General features: G+C 61.9%; 16 protein-coding genes. 6 read left to right on the forward strand and 10 right to left on the reverse strand.

Annotation, left to right across the window (positions count from 1 at the left end; all coding sequences use genetic code 11):
- Complete coding sequence (locus tag D9M09_RS03970; protein ID WP_070221362.1) at nt 1-615, reverse strand: LemA family protein; 615 nt, start codon at nt 613-615, stop codon at nt 1-3.
- A 157-nt stretch (nt 616-772) separates the two neighbouring features.
- Between D9M09_RS03970 and pyrF the strand changes: the two genes are divergently transcribed.
- Nucleotides 773-1597, forward strand: coding sequence for an orotidine-5'-phosphate decarboxylase (pyrF, locus tag D9M09_RS03975; RefSeq protein WP_121668633.1), 825 nt, complete (start codon nt 773-775; stop codon nt 1595-1597).
- Nucleotides 1598-2004: 407 nt separating this feature from the next.
- On the opposite strand, the gene sbcB is transcribed toward pyrF, so the two are convergent.
- Entirely contained in the window at nt 2005-3453 is a 1449-nt protein-coding gene (gene sbcB, locus D9M09_RS03980; RefSeq protein ID WP_121668634.1) for an exodeoxyribonuclease I, read from the reverse strand.
- Nucleotides 3454-3611: 158 nt separating this feature from the next.
- On the opposite strand from sbcB, the gene D9M09_RS03985 reads away from it, so the two are divergent.
- The gene (locus tag D9M09_RS03985) at nt 3612-4241 is read left to right on the forward strand and encodes a DUF5610 domain-containing protein (RefSeq protein ID WP_227742112.1); all 630 of its coding nucleotides are present in this window, start codon (nt 3612-3614) and stop codon (nt 4239-4241) included.
- 1 nt (nt 4242) lies between these two features.
- Here the strand turns inward: D9M09_RS03985 and D9M09_RS03990 are convergent, their stop codons facing one another.
- The 5 genes from D9M09_RS03990 to D9M09_RS04010 form a co-directional block, all read right to left on the reverse strand.
- Complete coding sequence (locus D9M09_RS03990) at nt 4243-5208, reverse strand: GGDEF domain-containing protein (protein ID WP_121668635.1); 966 nt, start codon at nt 5206-5208, stop codon at nt 4243-4245.
- 261 nt (nt 5209-5469) lie between these two features.
- On the reverse strand, nt 5470-5847 hold the full coding sequence (locus D9M09_RS03995) for an HPF/RaiA family ribosome-associated protein (protein WP_121668636.1): 378 nt from the start codon (nt 5845-5847) through the stop codon (nt 5470-5472).
- A 201-nt stretch (nt 5848-6048) separates the two neighbouring features.
- Nucleotides 6049-6714 carry a DUF1345 domain-containing protein gene (locus D9M09_RS04000; protein ID WP_070221367.1) on the reverse strand — a complete coding sequence of 222 codons (666 nt, stop codon included), beginning with the start codon at nt 6712-6714 and terminating at the stop codon, nt 6049-6051.
- A gap of 38 nt (nt 6715-6752) precedes the next feature.
- Nucleotides 6753-8024, reverse strand: coding sequence for an MFS transporter (locus tag D9M09_RS04005; RefSeq protein ID WP_070221368.1), 1272 nt, complete (start codon nt 8022-8024; stop codon nt 6753-6755).
- 78 nt (nt 8025-8102) lie between these two features.
- On the reverse strand, nt 8103-9128 hold the full coding sequence (locus D9M09_RS04010; RefSeq protein ID WP_121668637.1) for a CDP-6-deoxy-delta-3,4-glucoseen reductase: 1026 nt from the start codon (nt 9126-9128) through the stop codon (nt 8103-8105).
- 12 nt (nt 9129-9140) lie between these two features.
- Between D9M09_RS04010 and D9M09_RS04015 the strand changes: the two genes are divergently transcribed.
- The 4 genes from D9M09_RS04015 to D9M09_RS04030 all read left to right on the forward strand — a co-directional run bounded on the left by D9M09_RS04015 (nt 9141) and on the right by D9M09_RS04030 (nt 11359).
- Nucleotides 9141-10058, forward strand: coding sequence for an SDR family oxidoreductase (locus D9M09_RS04015; protein ID WP_121668638.1), 918 nt, complete (start codon nt 9141-9143; stop codon nt 10056-10058).
- Nucleotides 10059-10141: 83 nt separating this feature from the next.
- Nucleotides 10142-10402: a hypothetical protein gene (locus tag D9M09_RS04020; protein ID WP_070221371.1), complete on the forward strand. Its 261-nt coding sequence runs from the start codon at nt 10142-10144 to the stop codon at nt 10400-10402.
- Between the two features lie 205 nt (nt 10403-10607).
- A complete protein-coding gene (locus tag D9M09_RS04025; protein ID WP_070221372.1) occupies nt 10608-10877 on the forward strand; it encodes a hypothetical protein in 270 nt (89 codons plus the stop codon).
- A gap of 242 nt (nt 10878-11119) precedes the next feature.
- A complete protein-coding gene (locus tag D9M09_RS04030) occupies nt 11120-11359 on the forward strand; it encodes a hypothetical protein (RefSeq protein WP_029496207.1) in 240 nt (79 codons plus the stop codon).
- 87 nt (nt 11360-11446) lie between these two features.
- Here D9M09_RS04030 and D9M09_RS04035 read toward each other — a convergent pair whose 3' ends face one another.
- From D9M09_RS04035 to D9M09_RS04045, 3 genes are all read right to left on the reverse strand, one after another.
- Nucleotides 11447-12286 (reverse strand): glycine-rich domain-containing protein, encoded by an 840-nt coding sequence (locus D9M09_RS04035; RefSeq protein WP_346428570.1) that lies wholly within the window; start codon nt 12284-12286, stop codon nt 11447-11449.
- A 61-nt stretch (nt 12287-12347) separates the two neighbouring features.
- Nucleotides 12348-14195: a CHASE domain-containing protein gene (locus D9M09_RS04040; protein ID WP_240453548.1), complete on the reverse strand. Its 1848-nt coding sequence runs from the start codon at nt 14193-14195 to the stop codon at nt 12348-12350.
- Nucleotides 14196-14398: 203 nt separating this feature from the next.
- Complete coding sequence (locus D9M09_RS04045; RefSeq protein WP_121668639.1) at nt 14399-16165, reverse strand: glutamine--tRNA ligase/YqeY domain fusion protein; 1767 nt, start codon at nt 16163-16165, stop codon at nt 14399-14401.
- Nucleotides 16166-16212 lie beyond the last annotated feature (47 nt).

Below are 16212 nucleotides of genomic sequence, written 5' to 3' on the forward strand. Positions count from 1 at the left end.
TTATTTGCCGAAGTTGACGGTCGGCGCGGTCGAAATGGCTTTTTCGTTTTCCACCGTGAACGAAGGCTTGACCTTGTAGCCGAAGATCATCGCCGTCAGGTTGTTCGGGAAGCTGCGCGCATGCACGTTGTAATCTTGCACGGCGGCGATGTAACGCTGGCGCGCCACGGTGATGCGGTTTTCCGTGCCTTCCAGCTGCGACTGCAAGTCGCGGAAGCTGGTGTCGGCCTTCAAATCCGGGTATTTCTCGGACACCACCATCAGGCGCGACAGGGCCGACGACAGCTGGCCCTGCACCTGCTGGAACTTTTCAAAGGCGGCCGGGTCGTTCAGCACTTCGGGCGTGATCTGGAAACTGGTGGCGGCGGCGCGCGCCTTGGTCACCGCTTCCAGCGTTTCGCGCTCGTGCGTGGCATAGCCCTTGACGGTGTTGACCAGGTTGGGGATCAGGTCGGCGCGGCGCTGGTACTGGTTGACCACTTCGCCCCAGGCGGCCTTGGTGGCTTCGTCCTTGCTCTGGAAGTCGTTGTAGCCGCAGCCCGTCAGGATGCCGGCCAGGACGGTGACGCTCAGGGCCAGGCGCAGCCATTTGGTGAATTGATTGGTGATTTGCATGATGGGTTCCGTGCAGAGTAAAGGAGGTGGGGCAAATATACCTGAAACGGCCCGCCATGTCGGTTTAATAAGCGTCGGCCGCCGCCTCAGCCTGCCTTCCCTGGCCAGCGCCGCGTTACAATACGGGGTTTGCAACTGAATATAGAGAAGGTGTGCCGTGAATTTCATCAATAAATTATCCGCCGCATGGACGGCCAATAATTCCCTGCTGTGCGTGGGCCTGGACCCTGACCTGGCGAAACTGCCGGCGGACCTGCGCGACTTGCCCGATGGAATCACCACCTTTTGCACGCGCATCATCGATGCCACGGCCGACCTGGCTTGCGCCTTCAAGCCGCAGATCGCCTATTTTGCCGCGCTGGGCGCGGAAAAGCAGCTGGAAGACATCTGCCGCTACGTGCGCGAAAATTACCCGCACATCCCGCTGATCCTCGACGCGAAACGGGGCGACATCGGCGCGACAGCCACGCAATACGCGCGCGAAGCGTTCGAACGCTACGGTGCCGACGCCGTCACCGTGAACCCCTACATGGGCGAGGACTCGCTCGATCCCTACCTGGCGTGGAAAGACCGCGGCGTGATCATCCTGTGCCGCACCTCGAACCCGGGCGGCTCGGACCTGCAATTCCTCGATACGGACGGCGTGCCTCTGTACCAGCGCGTGGCGCGCCTGGTGGCCGAGAAATGGAACAAGAACGGCCAGTGCGCGCTCGTCGTCGGCGCCACGTTCCCTGAAGAACTGGCGCAAGTGCGCGCCATCGTGGGCGACATGCCGCTGCTGGTGCCCGGCATCGGCGCCCAGGGCGGCGACATCGCCGCCACCGTCGGCGCGGGCCAGACGGCGAACGGCATGGGCATGATGATCAGCTCCTCGCGCGCCATCATCTACGCCACGCCGCAGGACGGCGAAGACTGGGCCGACGCGGCGCGCCGCGTGGCGATCGAAACGCGCGATGCGATCAATCAACACCGCGCAGCGTAGGTCGGATTAGCGGCGACGCCGCGTATCCGACACCACCACGCTCGGGCCAACAATGTTGTCGGATTACGCTCTACGAGCTAATCCGACCTACGGCTGTATTGGTGGTTCAATGAGTAGGTCGGATTAGCGGCGTAGCCGCGTAATCCGACAATATCGGTAACGTCAACAATGTTGTCGGATTAGCGGGGCCTTGCCCCGCTAATCCGACCTACCCGGCTGGGCCGACGCGGCGCGCCGCGTGGCGATCGAAACGCGCGATGCGATCAATCAACACCGCGCAGCGTAGGTCGGATTAGCGGCGACGCCGCGTAATCCGGCACCACCACGCTCGGGCCAACAATGTTGTCGGATTACGCTCTACGAGCTAATCCGACCTACGGCTAATCCGACCTACCCGGCCTGGTCCTTCAGTCGCGCATGGGCGCCACCATCTCCGCGTAATCGTACAGCTCGCCCAGAATTTCTTCTCCCCGCTCATCGACCGATTCCGATAGCACGTCGATTTCCGTAAACAGCATCTCGATGGTGCGGGCGCCGCCGTCGCCGTCGAATAATCGGGCGGCGCGGTGCTGTTCCCAGCGCAGGCTTTCCGCCTCGCTCAGGGTTTGCGGGAAATTGCGGGCACGGTAGCGGAACAGCAATTCCTGCAGGCGCTCGTCGGCAAACGACGGGCGGGCCGTGGCCAGCTTGGCCGGCGTTTCGCGGCGCAAGGATTCGAGCAGGCGGCGGTCGTCGTTGCTGACGAAACCGTTGTACAAATCCTCATCCACGTCCAGGGCCGTATTGGCGCCCGGGCGCTGGAACACTTCGGCCCAGATGGCGTCCATGTTCGGTGACGCAGCGGCGAATTGTGCGTTGACCTTTGCCGCATCCACGTCGATGCCCCATTGCGCGGCCATGGCGGGCGACAAGGTCTTTAAATTGCCCACCAGCATGGGCGACTTGTTCAAATGGACGCTTTTCACGGGCAGGCGCGTCATCCCTTCGGGCATGGCTTCCTTGCGCGTGAACAAACGCGTGCGGATGGTGTCGGCGTCCAGCTCGAACAGTTCGCGCGGGTCGTAGGCGCAATCCCAGACGAGGATTTCATTTTTATTGCTCGGATGCGTGGCCAGCGGCCAGACGACGCCCAGGCAACCGCGTTCGGCGGGGAACATGCCCGACACGTGCAGGAAGGGCTGGCGCTCGCCGGCGGCCAGGTGCATGCCCATTTCGCTGGCGACCCTGTCCTTCTTGTGCAGGGCCAGGCAGAATTCGAACAGTTTCGGCTGCTTTTCGCGGATCAATCGTGCCAGGGCGATGGTGGCGCGCACGTCGGACAGCGCATCATGTGCCGCTTCGTGGGCCAGGCCATTGGCCTTGCTCAAGTGTTCCAGTTTGAAACTGGTCTGGCCATCGTCGCGCTTCGGCCATAGAATACCTTCCGGGCGCAGCGCGTGCGTCATGCGCACCACGTCGAGGATGTCCCAGCGGCCGCAATGGTTCTTCCATTCGCGCGCATACGGGTCGATCAGGTTGCGCCAGAACAGGAAGCGCGTGACTTCATCGTCGAAACGGATGGTGTTGTAGCCGACGCCGATGGTGCCCGGTTCCGAAAAGGCCGCTTCGATGGTGGCGGCGAACTGGTGTTCGGGCACGCCCAGCTGCAGACATTGCTGCGGCGTGATGCCCGTGATCAGGCACGATTGCGGGTCGGGCAGGAAATCATTTGCAGGCTGGCAATACAACATGATCGGTTCGCCGATCTCGTTGAGTTCGGCATCCGTGCGGATCGCGGCGAACTGGGCCGGGCGGTCGCGGCGCGGCTGGGCGCCAAAGGATTCGTAGTCGTGCCAAAGAAAGGTCTGGTTAGTCATTGATGGTCGTAACTTAATGTTGCTGAATGGGTTATCCGGGCCGCTAAAAACAAGCCGCCGCTTCAGTTTTCTGAAAACCTGCCGATACTACACGAGAGGATGGTCATCATCGCGTTTCCCGCATGGTGGCATACATTGTCCGTTCAAGGAGGTCTATCGTGTCAATTCCCATCGCCGCAGGCGGCAATTCCACCCCTTCCGTGACTTCCGTCAGTCCGGGCGTTGCCGGCAAGGACGATAAAGTCCAGCAAAAGGACGGCGTCAACGCTGAAATGAGCGTGAATGACCGCAGCAAGCTGCAATTGAACGCGTCCATCATGCAGGCGTCGTTGAACGTGTCCATCGGTTCCGAGAATGAACCGCTGGCGCTGCTGTACAAGACGGCCATCACCAACATCAATGAAGCGCTGAAAGGCCAGTACGGCGACGATGCGATCCAGAACGCGGCGTCGCAGGACAACAGCGCCGAAGCGACGGCGAGCCGCATCGTCTCGCTGTCGACGGGGTTTTTTGACGCGTTCAAGAAACAGAATCCCGGCATGGATGACGATACGGCCCTGACCAAGTTCATGGATACCATCAGCGGCGGCATGGAAAAAGGCTTCAAGGAAGCGCGCGACATCCTGGGCGGCTTGAAAGTGCTGAACGGCGATATCGCCGGCAATATCGACAAGACGTATGAGCTGGTGCAGAAGGGCTATGCGGATTTCATCGCTGCGCACAGCAGCAAGAAGGATGATGCGGCCAAGCCGGATGCTGCCAAGCCGGCCGACAGCAAGGCTGCCTGAGCTACAGCATGACCCGGTTGCGGCCGCCGGCCTTCGCGCGATACAAAGCCGCGTCGGCCGCCGCGATCAGCGCTTCGTCGTCCTGTTCGGCCGCCAGGCTGGCCACGCCGAAGGAACCCGTGATGTGCGGCAGCGCGCTGCGCATATCGGCGAAGATGACGGCTTGCTGCATGCGTTCGCACAAGCGTTCGGCGACCCGCAAGGCCACGTGTTCGCTGGTATCGGGCAAGATCACCATCATTTCCTCGCCACCATAGCGCACGGCAAAATCCGTGGGCCGCAGGGCCGCGCCCAGCACTTGCGCGGCAATGCGCAGCGCCTGGTCGCCCGCCTGGTGGCCGTGCGTGTCGTTGAAACGCTTGAAATGGTCGAGGTCTATCATCACCAGCGACATCGGCGAGCCGCTGGCGTGGGCCGTGACTATCATGGTCGGCAATAAATCGGTGAGCCAGGCGCGGTTGTACAAGCCAGTCAGGCTGTCGACCATCGACATCTGGCGGTAGAACTCGCCCAGTTTCTGCCGGCGGCGCAGCAAGGCGTTGGCGGCGCGGATGCGGAAAGACAGCAGCCGCAGCAGGTTGCGTGCCAGGCCGTTCGATTGTTCGATCAATTCCCAGACGACGGCCGCGTCGATCACCAGCAAGTCAGTTTCTTCCAGGGCGGAAATGGCGGCCAGGTTGCTCGCTTCATCGAGCACCGATTGTTCGCCCACGCTTTCGCCGGGCAAGACCTTGCTGACGGTGCCGTCATCCATGCCCGTGTGGATGTCGGCGGCCACGGCCAGCGAACCGCGCAGGACGATATACAGGCTGGTGCCCTGTGTGTCGGCAATGGCTTCGCCCGCTTCGAGGCGCATGACGGGGCAGGGCGCCAGCATGGCGGCCGTCTGGCTATCCGCCCCATCGCGAAATAGCTGTAAATCGCCGATGTTGCAGCCTGAAGCGCCGAAGTTGCCGATCTGTTCCACAATCACACTTTCAAAAAGCCGGCGCGCGCGAGCAGGGGGCCGGTAGCTTCATGATAGCGTAAAGCGGCCTTGGCTGTAACGGCAAAGGCTTGCTTGGTGTCACTTTCTGTGGGAAATACGACAATTATTTCATTGCCGTGTTAATAAGTTGAAATGCTTGCTGTTCTACTATGGATGTTGTCGCGCAGGAAGGTGGCTCCAGATGTGCAAAGGCAGCCTTGAACGGCTGCCTCAGTCTCTGGAAATCCTGCAGGAGGGGAGTTACTCGGCGGTTTCTTCCGCTTCGGCCGTATCGATCACGGCATTCTTGCCGGTGGCGTGGCGCTTGCTGTCTTGCAGGCGGCCCAGGGCGCTATCGAGGGCGCGTTTCAGTTTGTCGGTGGCGCCGGCAACGGATTGATGCACGGTGGCGTTCTGTTCGGTCACGGCAATCGGTTGATAGCCAGCAACGCGTGCTTCCATGACGCAGCGGATATCGTCGGCGCCGCCTTTCGGGCCATTCGTGTCGCTGATATGGACTTCGATGCGGGTCAGGTTGTCGCGGAAGCGGCTCAGTGCGCTTTCAAGTACGGATTGCACATGTTCGTTCAGTCCAGCGGTGTTGGCGATGGTGCTGTCGGTATGAATATTGATTTGCATATGCTTACTCCTGTCAATTCAAAAAAAACCCATCTCAGGCGTGCTGCGGCCTGGTTGCTGCCTCATGCACATGACGTCTGTGCATGGAACTTATCTTACTCCTCTTTCCAGTATTTCAAGAGGGTGCGCACGATTAAGATGAGCTTAACCCTACACCCAGGTCAAGTTTCCTCACGGAATTTTTTCAAGCTGGCGCCAGCTTTATCCATTGATGAGGCCGGCCGCGATATTGATCGACAGCCCCAGTACGACCAGGTTGAAGAAAAAGCTCAGCACGGATTGTCCCAGCACGATCTGCCGCATCAGCCGCGTCTGTACTGAAACGTCCGACGTTTGCACGGCCACGGCGATGGTGAAGGCGAAATACAGAAAATCCCAGTAATCGGGGTTTTGCTCGTCGTCGGGAAACTTCAGGGGGCGTACTGCGGGGTCGGCCTGGTAATACAGGTGGGCATAGTGGAAGCAGAACAGGGTGCCGACGAGGAACCAGGAACCGACCAGTGTCAGGATCGTCAAGCCGTAATGCAGCGCGCGCTCGTCGGGCGCCATGTCTTTCATCGAAGACAGTTGCGAGACGATGGCCACCAGGCTCATCACGGATGCGACGGACAGGGCCGACAGCACCGTGGTGGCCCGCTCATCCTGGCGCGCCGCCATCACCTTGACCTTGTGATGGTTGGCGCGCATCATCATCCAGGCCATCGTCGCCAGGTAGAACCAGACGGCGACATTCCACGCCGTCAGCAAACGCGTCATCTGTTGCCAGGAAGAGGGCAACAGCAGGCCGACCGCCACGCCGATGGCCGTGGCCATGCTCAGGTGGGGGCGGCTGCGGATGAAGCCGTGCAAGGGAAGCGTGATTTTCATGGTGCAAGTTCGTCAGTGGCAATAGCGCATCTTAGCCTTTAGTTTGCGGTCGCGGTGGGCGTCCTGGCGGCCGCTTCCTTTTCGTGGTGGGGGAAGCGGTCCATGCGCGACAGCACGGGGAACAGCACGGCCCACACGCCCGTCACGGCCAGGGTGGCGGCGCCCCCGAAGAGCACGGCGCGCACCAGGCCGAACCAGCCGGCCGTCAAGCCCGATTCGAATTCGCCCAGCTCGTTCGAGGCGCCGATGAAGACGGCGTTGACGGCGCTGACACGGCCGCGGATTTCGTCCGGCGTCTCAAACTGCACCAGCAGGTGGCGGATGTAGACGCTGACCATGTCGCCGGCGCCCATCAGGAACAGCGCCGCCAGGGCCAGCGGGAAATAGCTGGTGCTGCCCAGCACCAGGGTGCCCAGGCCGAAGACGGCCACACCGCCGAACATCCAGGCGCCCACCCGGCGCGTGATGGGAAAGAGGGCCAGTGCGATCGAGCACAGGGCGGCGCCGGCGCCGGGCGCCGTGCGCAGCAAGCCCAGTCCGCTGGGGCCGATATGCAGCACGTCGTGCGCGAGCGCCGGCAGCAGGGCCGTGGCGCCGCCGAACAGCACGGCGAACAGGTCGAGCGAAATGGCGCCCAGCACGATGGGTTTCGACCAGACGAAGCGCAAGCCTTCGAGCAAGGTATGCCAGCTGACGGGCTCGCGCTTGACCACTTGCGGCGCCGGCGTGGTGGCGCGCATCAGCAGCACGGACAGCACCAGCAAGGCCGACGAGATCAGATACACGACCTTGGGGCCGAAGTAATACAGCAGGCCGCCCAAGGTCGGTCCCAGGATGATGGCCACGTGCGAGCTCGACGAACTGAGTGCGAGGGCGCGGCTGAAGTGTTGCGTGGGCACCATGTTGACCAGCACGGCTTGCGTGGCCGGCATCATGAAGGCGCGCGCGCTGCCGAACAGCACCAGCACGGCGAACACGGGCCAGACGATGGAAATATTGCTTAACGTAAACGCCAGCAGGGCCAGCGCGCAGGCGAGCTGCGCCGTCAGGCACCAGGCGATGATGTTGCGGCGGTTGTAGCGGTCGGCCACGTGGCCGGCCGGCAAAATCAAGACGAGGAAGGGGGCGAACTGCGCCAGGCCGATCAGGCCCAGGTCGAACAGGCTGCCCGTGATCTGGTATACCTGCCAGCCGATGGCCACGCTTTGCATCTGCACGGCCACCGTGCCCAGCACGCGGGCGGACAGGTAACAGGCGAAGTTGCGGTGACGCAGGATACTGAAGCCGTTGCCGGCGGAAGCGAGAGACATGACATTTCCAGGAAACAGCGGGATGGGGCGGGTGACGGCAGCGGATGCCGCGCCAGCAGCACCCCGCTGTCTGGATGCTTACTTGGCCAGGTCGGCTTCCGTGGTGAACGCGTCGGCGTAGAACTCGTCGGCTGGCAACCGGCACAATTGCACGAAATCGCGGTGGGCCGCATCGACCATCACGGGCGCGCCGCAGGCATACACCTGATACGCGGACATGTCGGGCAAGTCGGCGATGACGGCCTGGTGCACGAAGCCCGTGCGGCCGCGCCATTCGTCTTCCGGCAAGGCTTCCGAGACGACGGGCACATAGGTGAACTGCGGCAAGTCGGCGGCCCACTGGCGGCACAGCGCGTCCATGTACAGGTCTTGCGGACGGCGGCCGCCCCAGTACAGGGTGATCGGGCGCGGGGATTGCTCGCTGATCATGTGCTCGACGATGGCTTTCAGCGGGGCAAAGCCCGTGCCCGAGGCCAGCAGCACGACGGGCTTGTCGGAGTCTTCGCGCAGGAAGAAGGTGCCCATCGGGCCTTCGAAGCGCAGGATGTCGCGCTCCTTCATCGTGCCGAACACCTGGTCGGTGAACAGGCCGCCCGGCAGGTGGCGGATGTGCAGGGTCACGGGACCGCCTTCGGCGGGCGCGCTGGCCATGCTGTAGCTGCGGCGTTTGTTGTCACGCAACATGATTTCGATATACTGTCCGGCGCGGTAGTTGAGGCGCTCGCTGGCCGGCAACTGCAGGGTCAGCACGACGACGTCGGGGGCGACCTTCTCGATGGTGGTCACGCGCGACGGCATTTTCTTGATCGGGTAGTCGCTGCTGCCCGCCACTTCGCGCGCTTCGATGACGAGGTCGGCGTCCGTGGTGGCGCAGCAGAACAGGGAAAAGCCGGCCGCTTCCTCTTCCGGCGTCAGGGCGCGCTGCTGGTGCGCCTTGTGCTGGACGGTGCCGGCAAGCACTTTGCCCTTGCACGAGCCGCAGGCGCCATTTTTACAGCCATACGGCAAGCCCACGCCGGCGCGTATCGCCGCCGCCAGCACGGTTTCGTCCGCTTCGCAGCTGAACTGGTGGCCGCTGGGCTGAACAGTAACTTGAAAAGTCATACAATCCTTGAGATGAAAAATATGTTAATGCACTCTTTGCGCAAGCCGGTGGGCCTGCCGCGCCTGCTGATCCTCGGTTGCGGCGACGTCGGCATGCGGCTGCTGCCCCTGCTGCGCGCGCGTTTTCGCGTCTTTGCCGTCACCAGCCAGCCGGCCCGCTGCGCGCAGCTGCGCGCGGCCGGCGCCGTGCCCATCGTGGCCAATCTCGACGACCGCGCCAGCCTGAAACGGCTGGCGGGACTGGCGCCGTACGTGGTGCACCTGGCGCCGCCCCTGTCGTCGGGCTTGCTGGACCGGCGCACGCGCAATCTGGCCGCCATTTTACCCGAGCATGCCCGCATGGTGTATGTGAGTACCAGCGGCGTGTATGGCGATTGCGGCGGCGCCTGGGTCGATGAAACGCGGCCTGTGGCGCCTGCCAATGCGCGGGCGAAGCGGCGCGTCGACGCCGAACAGGTCTTGCGTGGCTGGGGCGCGCGCCGCGGCGCCACGGTGGCCATCCTGCGCGTGCCGGGCATTTATGCGGATGACCGCCTGCCTTTGAAACGCTTGCGCGAAGGCACGCCGGCCCTGGCCGCGGATGACGACGTGTACACCAACCATATCCATGCCGATGACCTGGCGCGCATCATCGAACGGACCTTGTGGCGCGGCAAGTCGGGACGCGTGTATCACGCCAGCGATGACAGTGAACTCAAAATGGCCGAGTATTTCGATGCCGTGGCCGATACGTTTGGGCTGCCGCGCCCGCCGCGCCTGCCCCGTGCCGAGCTGCGGCAAGTGGTCACGCCGATGCTGCTGTCGTTCATGTCCGAATCGCGCCGCCTGCACAATACGCGCATCAAGCGCGAGCTGGGCGTGCGCCTGCGCTACGCGCGCGTGGCCGATGCCTTGCAGGCGCTGGCAGCCGGCGCGGGCCGCATCGGGTAAAATGGCCGGTTATCTGCGCACTTTGCTGGGCCGGCGCGCAGCGCGCCGTTCCCGCGTTGCGCCACTCACTTAAGGAAGACAGCATGAGCACCCTCACTTACGAAGCATACCTGGACGAGGTCACCACCGTCCTGACGGAATTGTACGACCTCGATGACGATGCCGCCATCAAGCTGGTCGTGGCGGCGCAGGACGCCGAATTTTTTGTCCCGCACGATGCGCATGAGGAAATGCGTACCGTGGAGCAAGCCAAGAAAGATGCGGTCGCCCTGTTCGAGCGCAAGCAGAACCGTCAGCAAACGCAGGAAAAACAACAACAGCGCGTGCGCCAGCAAAAGAAATAAAAATGGTGTGCTGTGCCTCTGGCCGCCAGGTCGCGGGGCAGCACGGGCTGCGGCGCAACGCCGGGACCGTGCCATTTGATGCAGCGCAAACGTGTCATGGCGCGCTGGCGATATGGTGAGCAATGTCGTCACGCGTCCGGGCTCTTGTGGCGGGCTCGGCATCTACAATTAGCGCGACGCTGTTTTCCGTCAGCAGGAGCGAGCCATGCGAGCTACGAGTCACCCCAGCAAGGAGCAGGTCCGCGCGTATATGCGCCGGCGCGAACGTGCGCTGCAGCCGCCGCCGCCGCCCGATGAAATTCGCCGGCAACTGGCCTGGTGCCGCATCGACGATTTTTCATGCAACTGCCTTTTGGCCACCCCGGCCGGCGTGGTCGCGCAAGGCTGGCATTTATCGACGGAAATCGCTCGCCTGGGCGCCCTCATGGCGATTGCCTGGCTCATGCGCAGCGGCGTTCCTCATTGTAAAAATTGATGACTTGCAGCAAATTTTTCCGATTTGGGTTATCCTCTAGCACATTCCAAGTGCGTCAATTCTCTTCAATTATCACAATTTTGCTTTAAGTTACGCAAAAATCAACAATAGCGTGTATTATATTGTTTGTGGCGTAAAAGCCGCATAAGTGATGGCGCTTTTTAGTGTGTTTACCCTGAATTATAGCGAAAGAGGCATTCGGCTTCTTTTTGCTCTAATACAACAAGTACGGATTTTTGATCATGTCTCTCAAACAAATTACTTCTTTGCCTACCTACAACCCGAATCGCGTCCTCGATGCGATCATCGACAAGCTGCAACTGAAAAACGATGCCGCCTTGTCGCGAGCTCTGGAAGTGGCGCCACCTGTTATCAGCAAGATTCGTCACAACACCTTGCCGATCGGCGCCACGATCCTCATCCGCATGCATGAAATCAGCGATTTCAGCATTCGTGAACTGCGCGAGTTGATGGCTGCCTAAGAGCGCCTGACAGACGGCAAACTGAGAGGTGCCGTCTGGGTAAGTCAGGCTTGCCGCGTGCGGCAGCCACATCTGTTTTCCGCCGTTCTATTGCGGGTCGCGGTTCAGTACCGGACGATCGACATAGAAGCGCCCCATTTCCAGGCCAGTCGAAGACGATTTGACCACCGCTGCGGCCAGAGAGGCAGGCGCGCTGGAAAACGCGGTGCTGGCCGCGCCCGTCGCGCGGCCCGAATACGCCGTCGCCTGCACGGCCGCACTGGAAAACGCCGTCTGCACGGCCCGGCCCGAGTAAGCGGTGGCCTGTACCGCGGCACTGGAAAATGCTGTTTGTACCGCGCGTCCCGAATACGCTGCCTGTACCGCACGTCCCGAATACGCCGCCTGTACGGCGCGCCCCGAATACGCCGTTTCTGCGCGGATATAATCTTCTCCGAACGTCTGCTCATACAACTGCTTCATGCGCTCGCCCACGCGATGGTGCGCCGCTTCGTCGTCTTCGCCGCGCAAGCCGATGTACGGAAAGTGATGGAGGAAGTAACCGAACACCTGCTCGCAGTCCGCCGCATATTTCAGGGTGTCGAGGATGTGGTAGTGCCAGAAAGTATCGACATCCATCAGTGGCGCCGTTTCTTCCTCCGGAAACTGTTTCATCAGGATCAGGAAGCGGCGGTATTCAAATTCCACGGCATTTGCCTTTTCCAGGCTCCATCCTTCGCCTGACTCCCGGTGCATCAGCTTGACCTTGATCGCGTCCAAATTCAAATCGGCAATTGCTTTGAAACTGTCGTTCGTATCCATGAATGTCCTTTTGTAAAGAGCGTTGTGGGAAATACGGTGAAACAAGGGAAGGCGGCGGGTGTGTACTCCTGGCAAGTAGTCGAGGAATGCCTGCCCATGGCGGGCGGGCGCTGAGTTGTTCAACATCAATATTGCATCTAATTACGAAATATGCAAGCTGAGCTTGCTTCATGCGGGCGGGCGCCGATCAACTGCTGGCCCGGCTTTCTTCCTGGTAGGGAAACGCGGTGGCGTCCGCGCCCAGCGGTACGCTGACGTGTACGCTCATGCCGGCGCCGGGGCTGCTTTCGATGTAGAAAGTGCCGCCCAGCAACTTGATGCGTTCCTCGATGCCCACCAGGCCAAACGAGCCCAGCTTGTTGCGCCCGTCGATGGCCGCGCCCACGCCGTTGTCGCTGATGCTCATCGATACCGTATCGCGGCACTTCTCCAGCTTGACCTGCACGCGGCTGGCATTCGCATGCTGGGAAATATTGCTGAGCGACTCTTGCAGGATACGGAACAGGGCCGTCGCGCACTGGTCGCTGAGGCAAATGTCGCCATGGCTTTCATGCACTTCGCAGGCGATGCCCGTGCGCTGGCGAAATTGCGCCACCTGCCATTCGACGGCCGCATTCACGCCCAGGTCCAGCACGGTAGGGCGCAAGTCGTTGATGATCTGTCGCACGCTCTTGATGGTGGCGTCGATCTGCTCCAGGGTCGAGCGGGCGCGCGCGTTCAGGCGCGGGTGGCGGCGCTGCGTGCGCGAGGCCAGCATGTCCGCATCGATGCGCAGCACCAGCAGGTTTTGTCCCAGGTCGTCGTGGATTTCGCGCGCGATGCGCTTGCGCTCTTCTTCCTTGATCTGGTCGGCGTGGGCCGCCAGCCGGCGCAGTTTCTGGTGCGACAGCTGCAGGCGGATCTGGCTGGCGCGCAATTCCTCCGTCATGCCCGTCGCCATCTGGATGGCGCGCCGGCGCGACGACGCCAGCGTGTGGAACAGCATGTACAGCAGCATGGCGCTGGCAAAGCCGATCAGCAGGGCCAGCCATGGCAAGAAGGCGTCGAAGCGCGTATACAGGTCGCTCTTGCGCACGCTGAACAGCGCTTGCCAGACGCGGCCATTGTGTTCGATCAGCATCGTGCTGCTCAGGTAGCGGCCCGAACTGCCGGGCAGCCACCACGGCGCATGCATGCCCGCCGTCGTGCTGTCGAAGATGGGACGCATGTCGTGCGGCAAGTTCAGTGCTTCGCGCGCCTGGGGGCCGATATCGAACAGGGTCAGGCGCACGTTACGCACCGGCATGTCGGCCAGCGCGCTGCGCATCATTGTCACCAGGTCGTAGCCGATGCCGACGGAACCCTGGTAAGCGGCGCGCCGCTGCTCCACCGTATCGACCGGCATGCCGTAGCGGTACACGGGCAGGCGCATGGCCATGCCTGTCAATTGGGGCCGGCCTTCCATCGGCACGGGCACGCCGGAATTGCTGACCTGCCCGGAATCGCGCGACTGCGCCAGCATTTCCGCGATCAGTGGGCGCGCGGCGATGTCATTGCCATACTTTTCCGGGGCGCTGGCAATCGGCTCGATGTACACCAGTACGGAATAACGGGCGCGCGGGGCGGGTGGATGGATGGCAAACGCCGGATAGCCGTCGCGCCCGGGCGGATAGTCGCGCTGCATGGCCGCTTCGAAGGCGCTGCGCTGCGCGTCGTCGAGTTCCTGGCTGTAATTGAGATTCATCACGCCCGGGTAGTTCTGTTGCAGGGCAATGTTTGCCACATAGCGGTGGAATTGCTCCCGGCTCACGTGTTCGTTGGCGTGGAACAGGCTGGCCGTGCCGCGCAGCAGGTTGGCATACGACTTGACGCGCGATTCGATGTTTTTCCGCGTATTGCGGGCCAGATTGTCGAACAGCTCGCTGGCGTCGTTTTCGATCGACAGCGAGGCAGCCATGTAGAACAGCAAGCCCACCACCATCGACATCACGAAGCCGAGCAGCCAGAGCGGTCTTTTTTCAGCAGATAAGGGGTGTTCGCTGGCAGTAGAAGACATCGCCATCCGCATCAGGAAGAGGAATCGGGGGCCGCCTGGGCGACTGTGTTATACAAGCGCTATTGAAATTGCAAATTGCTCAATAGCTGCCTAATATACAAAATTATCGTGAATGTAGTCAACAGGCAATATTCTGGGGTGACATATGTTCTTGAAACGAAAAAAAACCGCCGCAGCGGTTTTTTTGTGGGTCGTCCGGCGCCTTATTTTGCGGGCTGCCAGCTGTCTTTCAGGGTGACGATGCGGTTGAAGACGGGCTTGCCAGGCTGGCTGTCGACCCGGTCGGCCGCGAAGTAGCCGTGGCGCTCGAACTGGAAGCGCTGTTCCGGCTGGGCCAGTTCCGCGCCCGGTTCCAGCCACGCCTGCACCACTTCCTTGGCCAGCGGGTTCAGGGCCAGCTTGAAGTCCTTGCCGCCCGCGTCCGGCTGCGGGTCCGTAAACAGGCGGTCGTACAGGCGTACTTCGGCGGGAATCGCCGTCGGCGCGCTGACCCAGTGCATATTGCCCTTGACCTTGTAGTTGGCGCTGCCTTCCGTGCCAGACTTGCTGTCCGGGAAATAGTTGCAATGCACGGCGATGACCTTGCCTTCGGCATCCTTGTCAAAGCCCGTGCACTCGATCACATAGCCGTAGCGCAGGCGAACCTTGCTGCCCGGCTTGTCGTCGATGGGCGGATACAGGCGGAAATAGCCCTTGTTCGGCACTTCCATGAAGTCGTCTTCCTCGATCCACAGCTCGCGCGAGATGGGGAAGGTGCGCAAGCCCCGTTCCGGGAAGTGCGGGTGCACGGGCGCCGTGCACTCGACGCTCTCGTTTTCGGGGAAGTTGTCAATAATCAACTTCAGCGGACGCAGCACGGCCACCGTGCGCGGCGCCTTCGGGTCCAGGTCTTCGCGCAAACAGCCTTCGAGCACGCTATAGTCGATCCAGCCGTCCGATTTCGTCACGCCCGTGCGTTCGCACATCAATTGAATCGCTTCCGGCGTGTAGCCGCGGCGGCGCATGCCCACCAGGGTCGGCATGCGGGGGTCGTCCCAGCCGTCGACGATGTGTTCTTCCACCAGCTGGCGCAGCTTGCGCTTGCTGGTGACGATGTAGGTCAGGTTCAGGCGCGAGAATTCGAACTGGCGCGGCACGGGTTGCTGGAAGAAGCCGCCGGCGGCCAGGGTTTCCAGCAGCCAGTCGTAGAACGGGCGGTGGTCCTGGAATTCCAGCGTGCAGATCGAATGCGTGATGTTTTCCAGCGCGTCCGAGATCGGGTGCGTGTAGTCGTACATCGGATAGATGCACCAGGCGTCGCCCGTGCGGTGGTGATGCGCGTGGCGGATGCGGTAGATGGCCGGGTCGCGCAAGTTCATGTTCGGCGAACTCATGGCATCTTCGCTCATCTTCGCGCGCAGGATGTGCTCGCCATCCTTGAACTGGCCCGCCTTCATGGCGCGGAACAGGGCCAGCGATTCGTCGCGCGGACGGTCGCGGAACGGCGAATTCTTGCCGGCCTGGCCGAAATTGCCGCGGTTGGCGGCCATGTCTTCGGCGCTCTGGCTGTCCACGTAGGCAAAGCCGGCCGTGATCAGGTACTCGGCCATCGCGTACAGCTGGTCGAAATAATCGCTCGCGTAGTGCAGGTGGCTCTGGCCATCGGCAGTCTTCGGCTCCCAGTCAAAGCCCAGCCATTTCACGCTGTCCATGATGGTGTCGACGTATTCCTGCTCTTCCTTGGCCGGATTGGTGTCGTCGAAGCGCAAGTTGCACTGGCCGGCGTAATCGCGCGCCAGGCCGAAGTTGACGCAGATCGACTTGGCGTGGCCCACGTGCAGGTAGCCGTTCGGCTCCGGCGGGAAACGCGTGATCACCTGGGGCAGGCCGGGACGCACGTGCGCGCCGGCAGCCAGGTCGGCTTCGATGATGTTACGCAAGAAATTGGGCGCCAGCGCTGGCGCGGCGGTATTCGGTTTATCGTTGCTCATTGATCAATGCGGAAGAGTGACAGTAAAAAGCATTTTACCGTACCGCA

The organism is Janthinobacterium agaricidamnosum, from assembly GCF_003667705.1.
GTDB lineage: Bacteria > Pseudomonadota > Gammaproteobacteria > Burkholderiales > Burkholderiaceae_D > Janthinobacterium.

What these genes read in the sequence shown, in the direction of transcription:
- D9M09_RS03970 (WP_070221362.1), bottom strand. Translation starts at nt 615, where the DNA reads ATGCAAATCACCAATCAATTCACCAAATGGCTGCGCCTGGCCCTGAGC.
- sbcB (WP_121668634.1), bottom strand. Translation starts at nt 3,453, where the DNA reads ATGACTAACCAGACCTTTCTTTGGCACGACTACGAATCCTTTGGCGCC.
- D9M09_RS03995 (WP_121668636.1), bottom strand. Translation starts at nt 5,847, where the DNA reads ATGCAAATCAATATTCATACCGACAGCACCATCGCCAACACCGCTGGA.
- D9M09_RS04000 (WP_070221367.1), bottom strand. Translation starts at nt 6,714, where the DNA reads ATGAAAATCACGCTTCCCTTGCACGGCTTCATCCGCAGCCGCCCCCAC.
- D9M09_RS04005 (WP_070221368.1), bottom strand. Translation starts at nt 8,024, where the DNA reads ATGTCTCTCGCTTCCGCCGGCAACGGCTTCAGTATCCTGCGTCACCGC.
- D9M09_RS04010 (WP_121668637.1), bottom strand. Translation starts at nt 9,128, where the DNA reads ATGACTTTTCAAGTTACTGTTCAGCCCAGCGGCCACCAGTTCAGCTGC.
- D9M09_RS04015 (WP_121668638.1), top strand. Translation starts at nt 9,141, where the DNA reads ATGAAAAATATGTTAATGCACTCTTTGCGCAAGCCGGTGGGCCTGCCG.
- D9M09_RS04020 (WP_070221371.1), top strand. Translation starts at nt 10,142, where the DNA reads ATGAGCACCCTCACTTACGAAGCATACCTGGACGAGGTCACCACCGTC.
- D9M09_RS04025 (WP_070221372.1), top strand. Translation starts at nt 10,608, where the DNA reads ATGCGAGCTACGAGTCACCCCAGCAAGGAGCAGGTCCGCGCGTATATG.
- D9M09_RS04030 (WP_029496207.1), top strand. Translation starts at nt 11,120, where the DNA reads ATGTCTCTCAAACAAATTACTTCTTTGCCTACCTACAACCCGAATCGC.
- D9M09_RS04035 (WP_346428570.1), bottom strand. Translation starts at nt 12,286, where the DNA reads ATGTTGAACAACTCAGCGCCCGCCCGCCATGGGCAGGCATTCCTCGAC.
- D9M09_RS04040 (WP_240453548.1), bottom strand. Translation starts at nt 14,195, where the DNA reads ATGTCTTCTACTGCCAGCGAACACCCCTTATCTGCTGAAAAAAGACCG.
- D9M09_RS04045 (WP_121668639.1), bottom strand. Translation starts at nt 16,165, where the DNA reads ATGAGCAACGATAAACCGAATACCGCCGCGCCAGCGCTGGCGCCCAAT.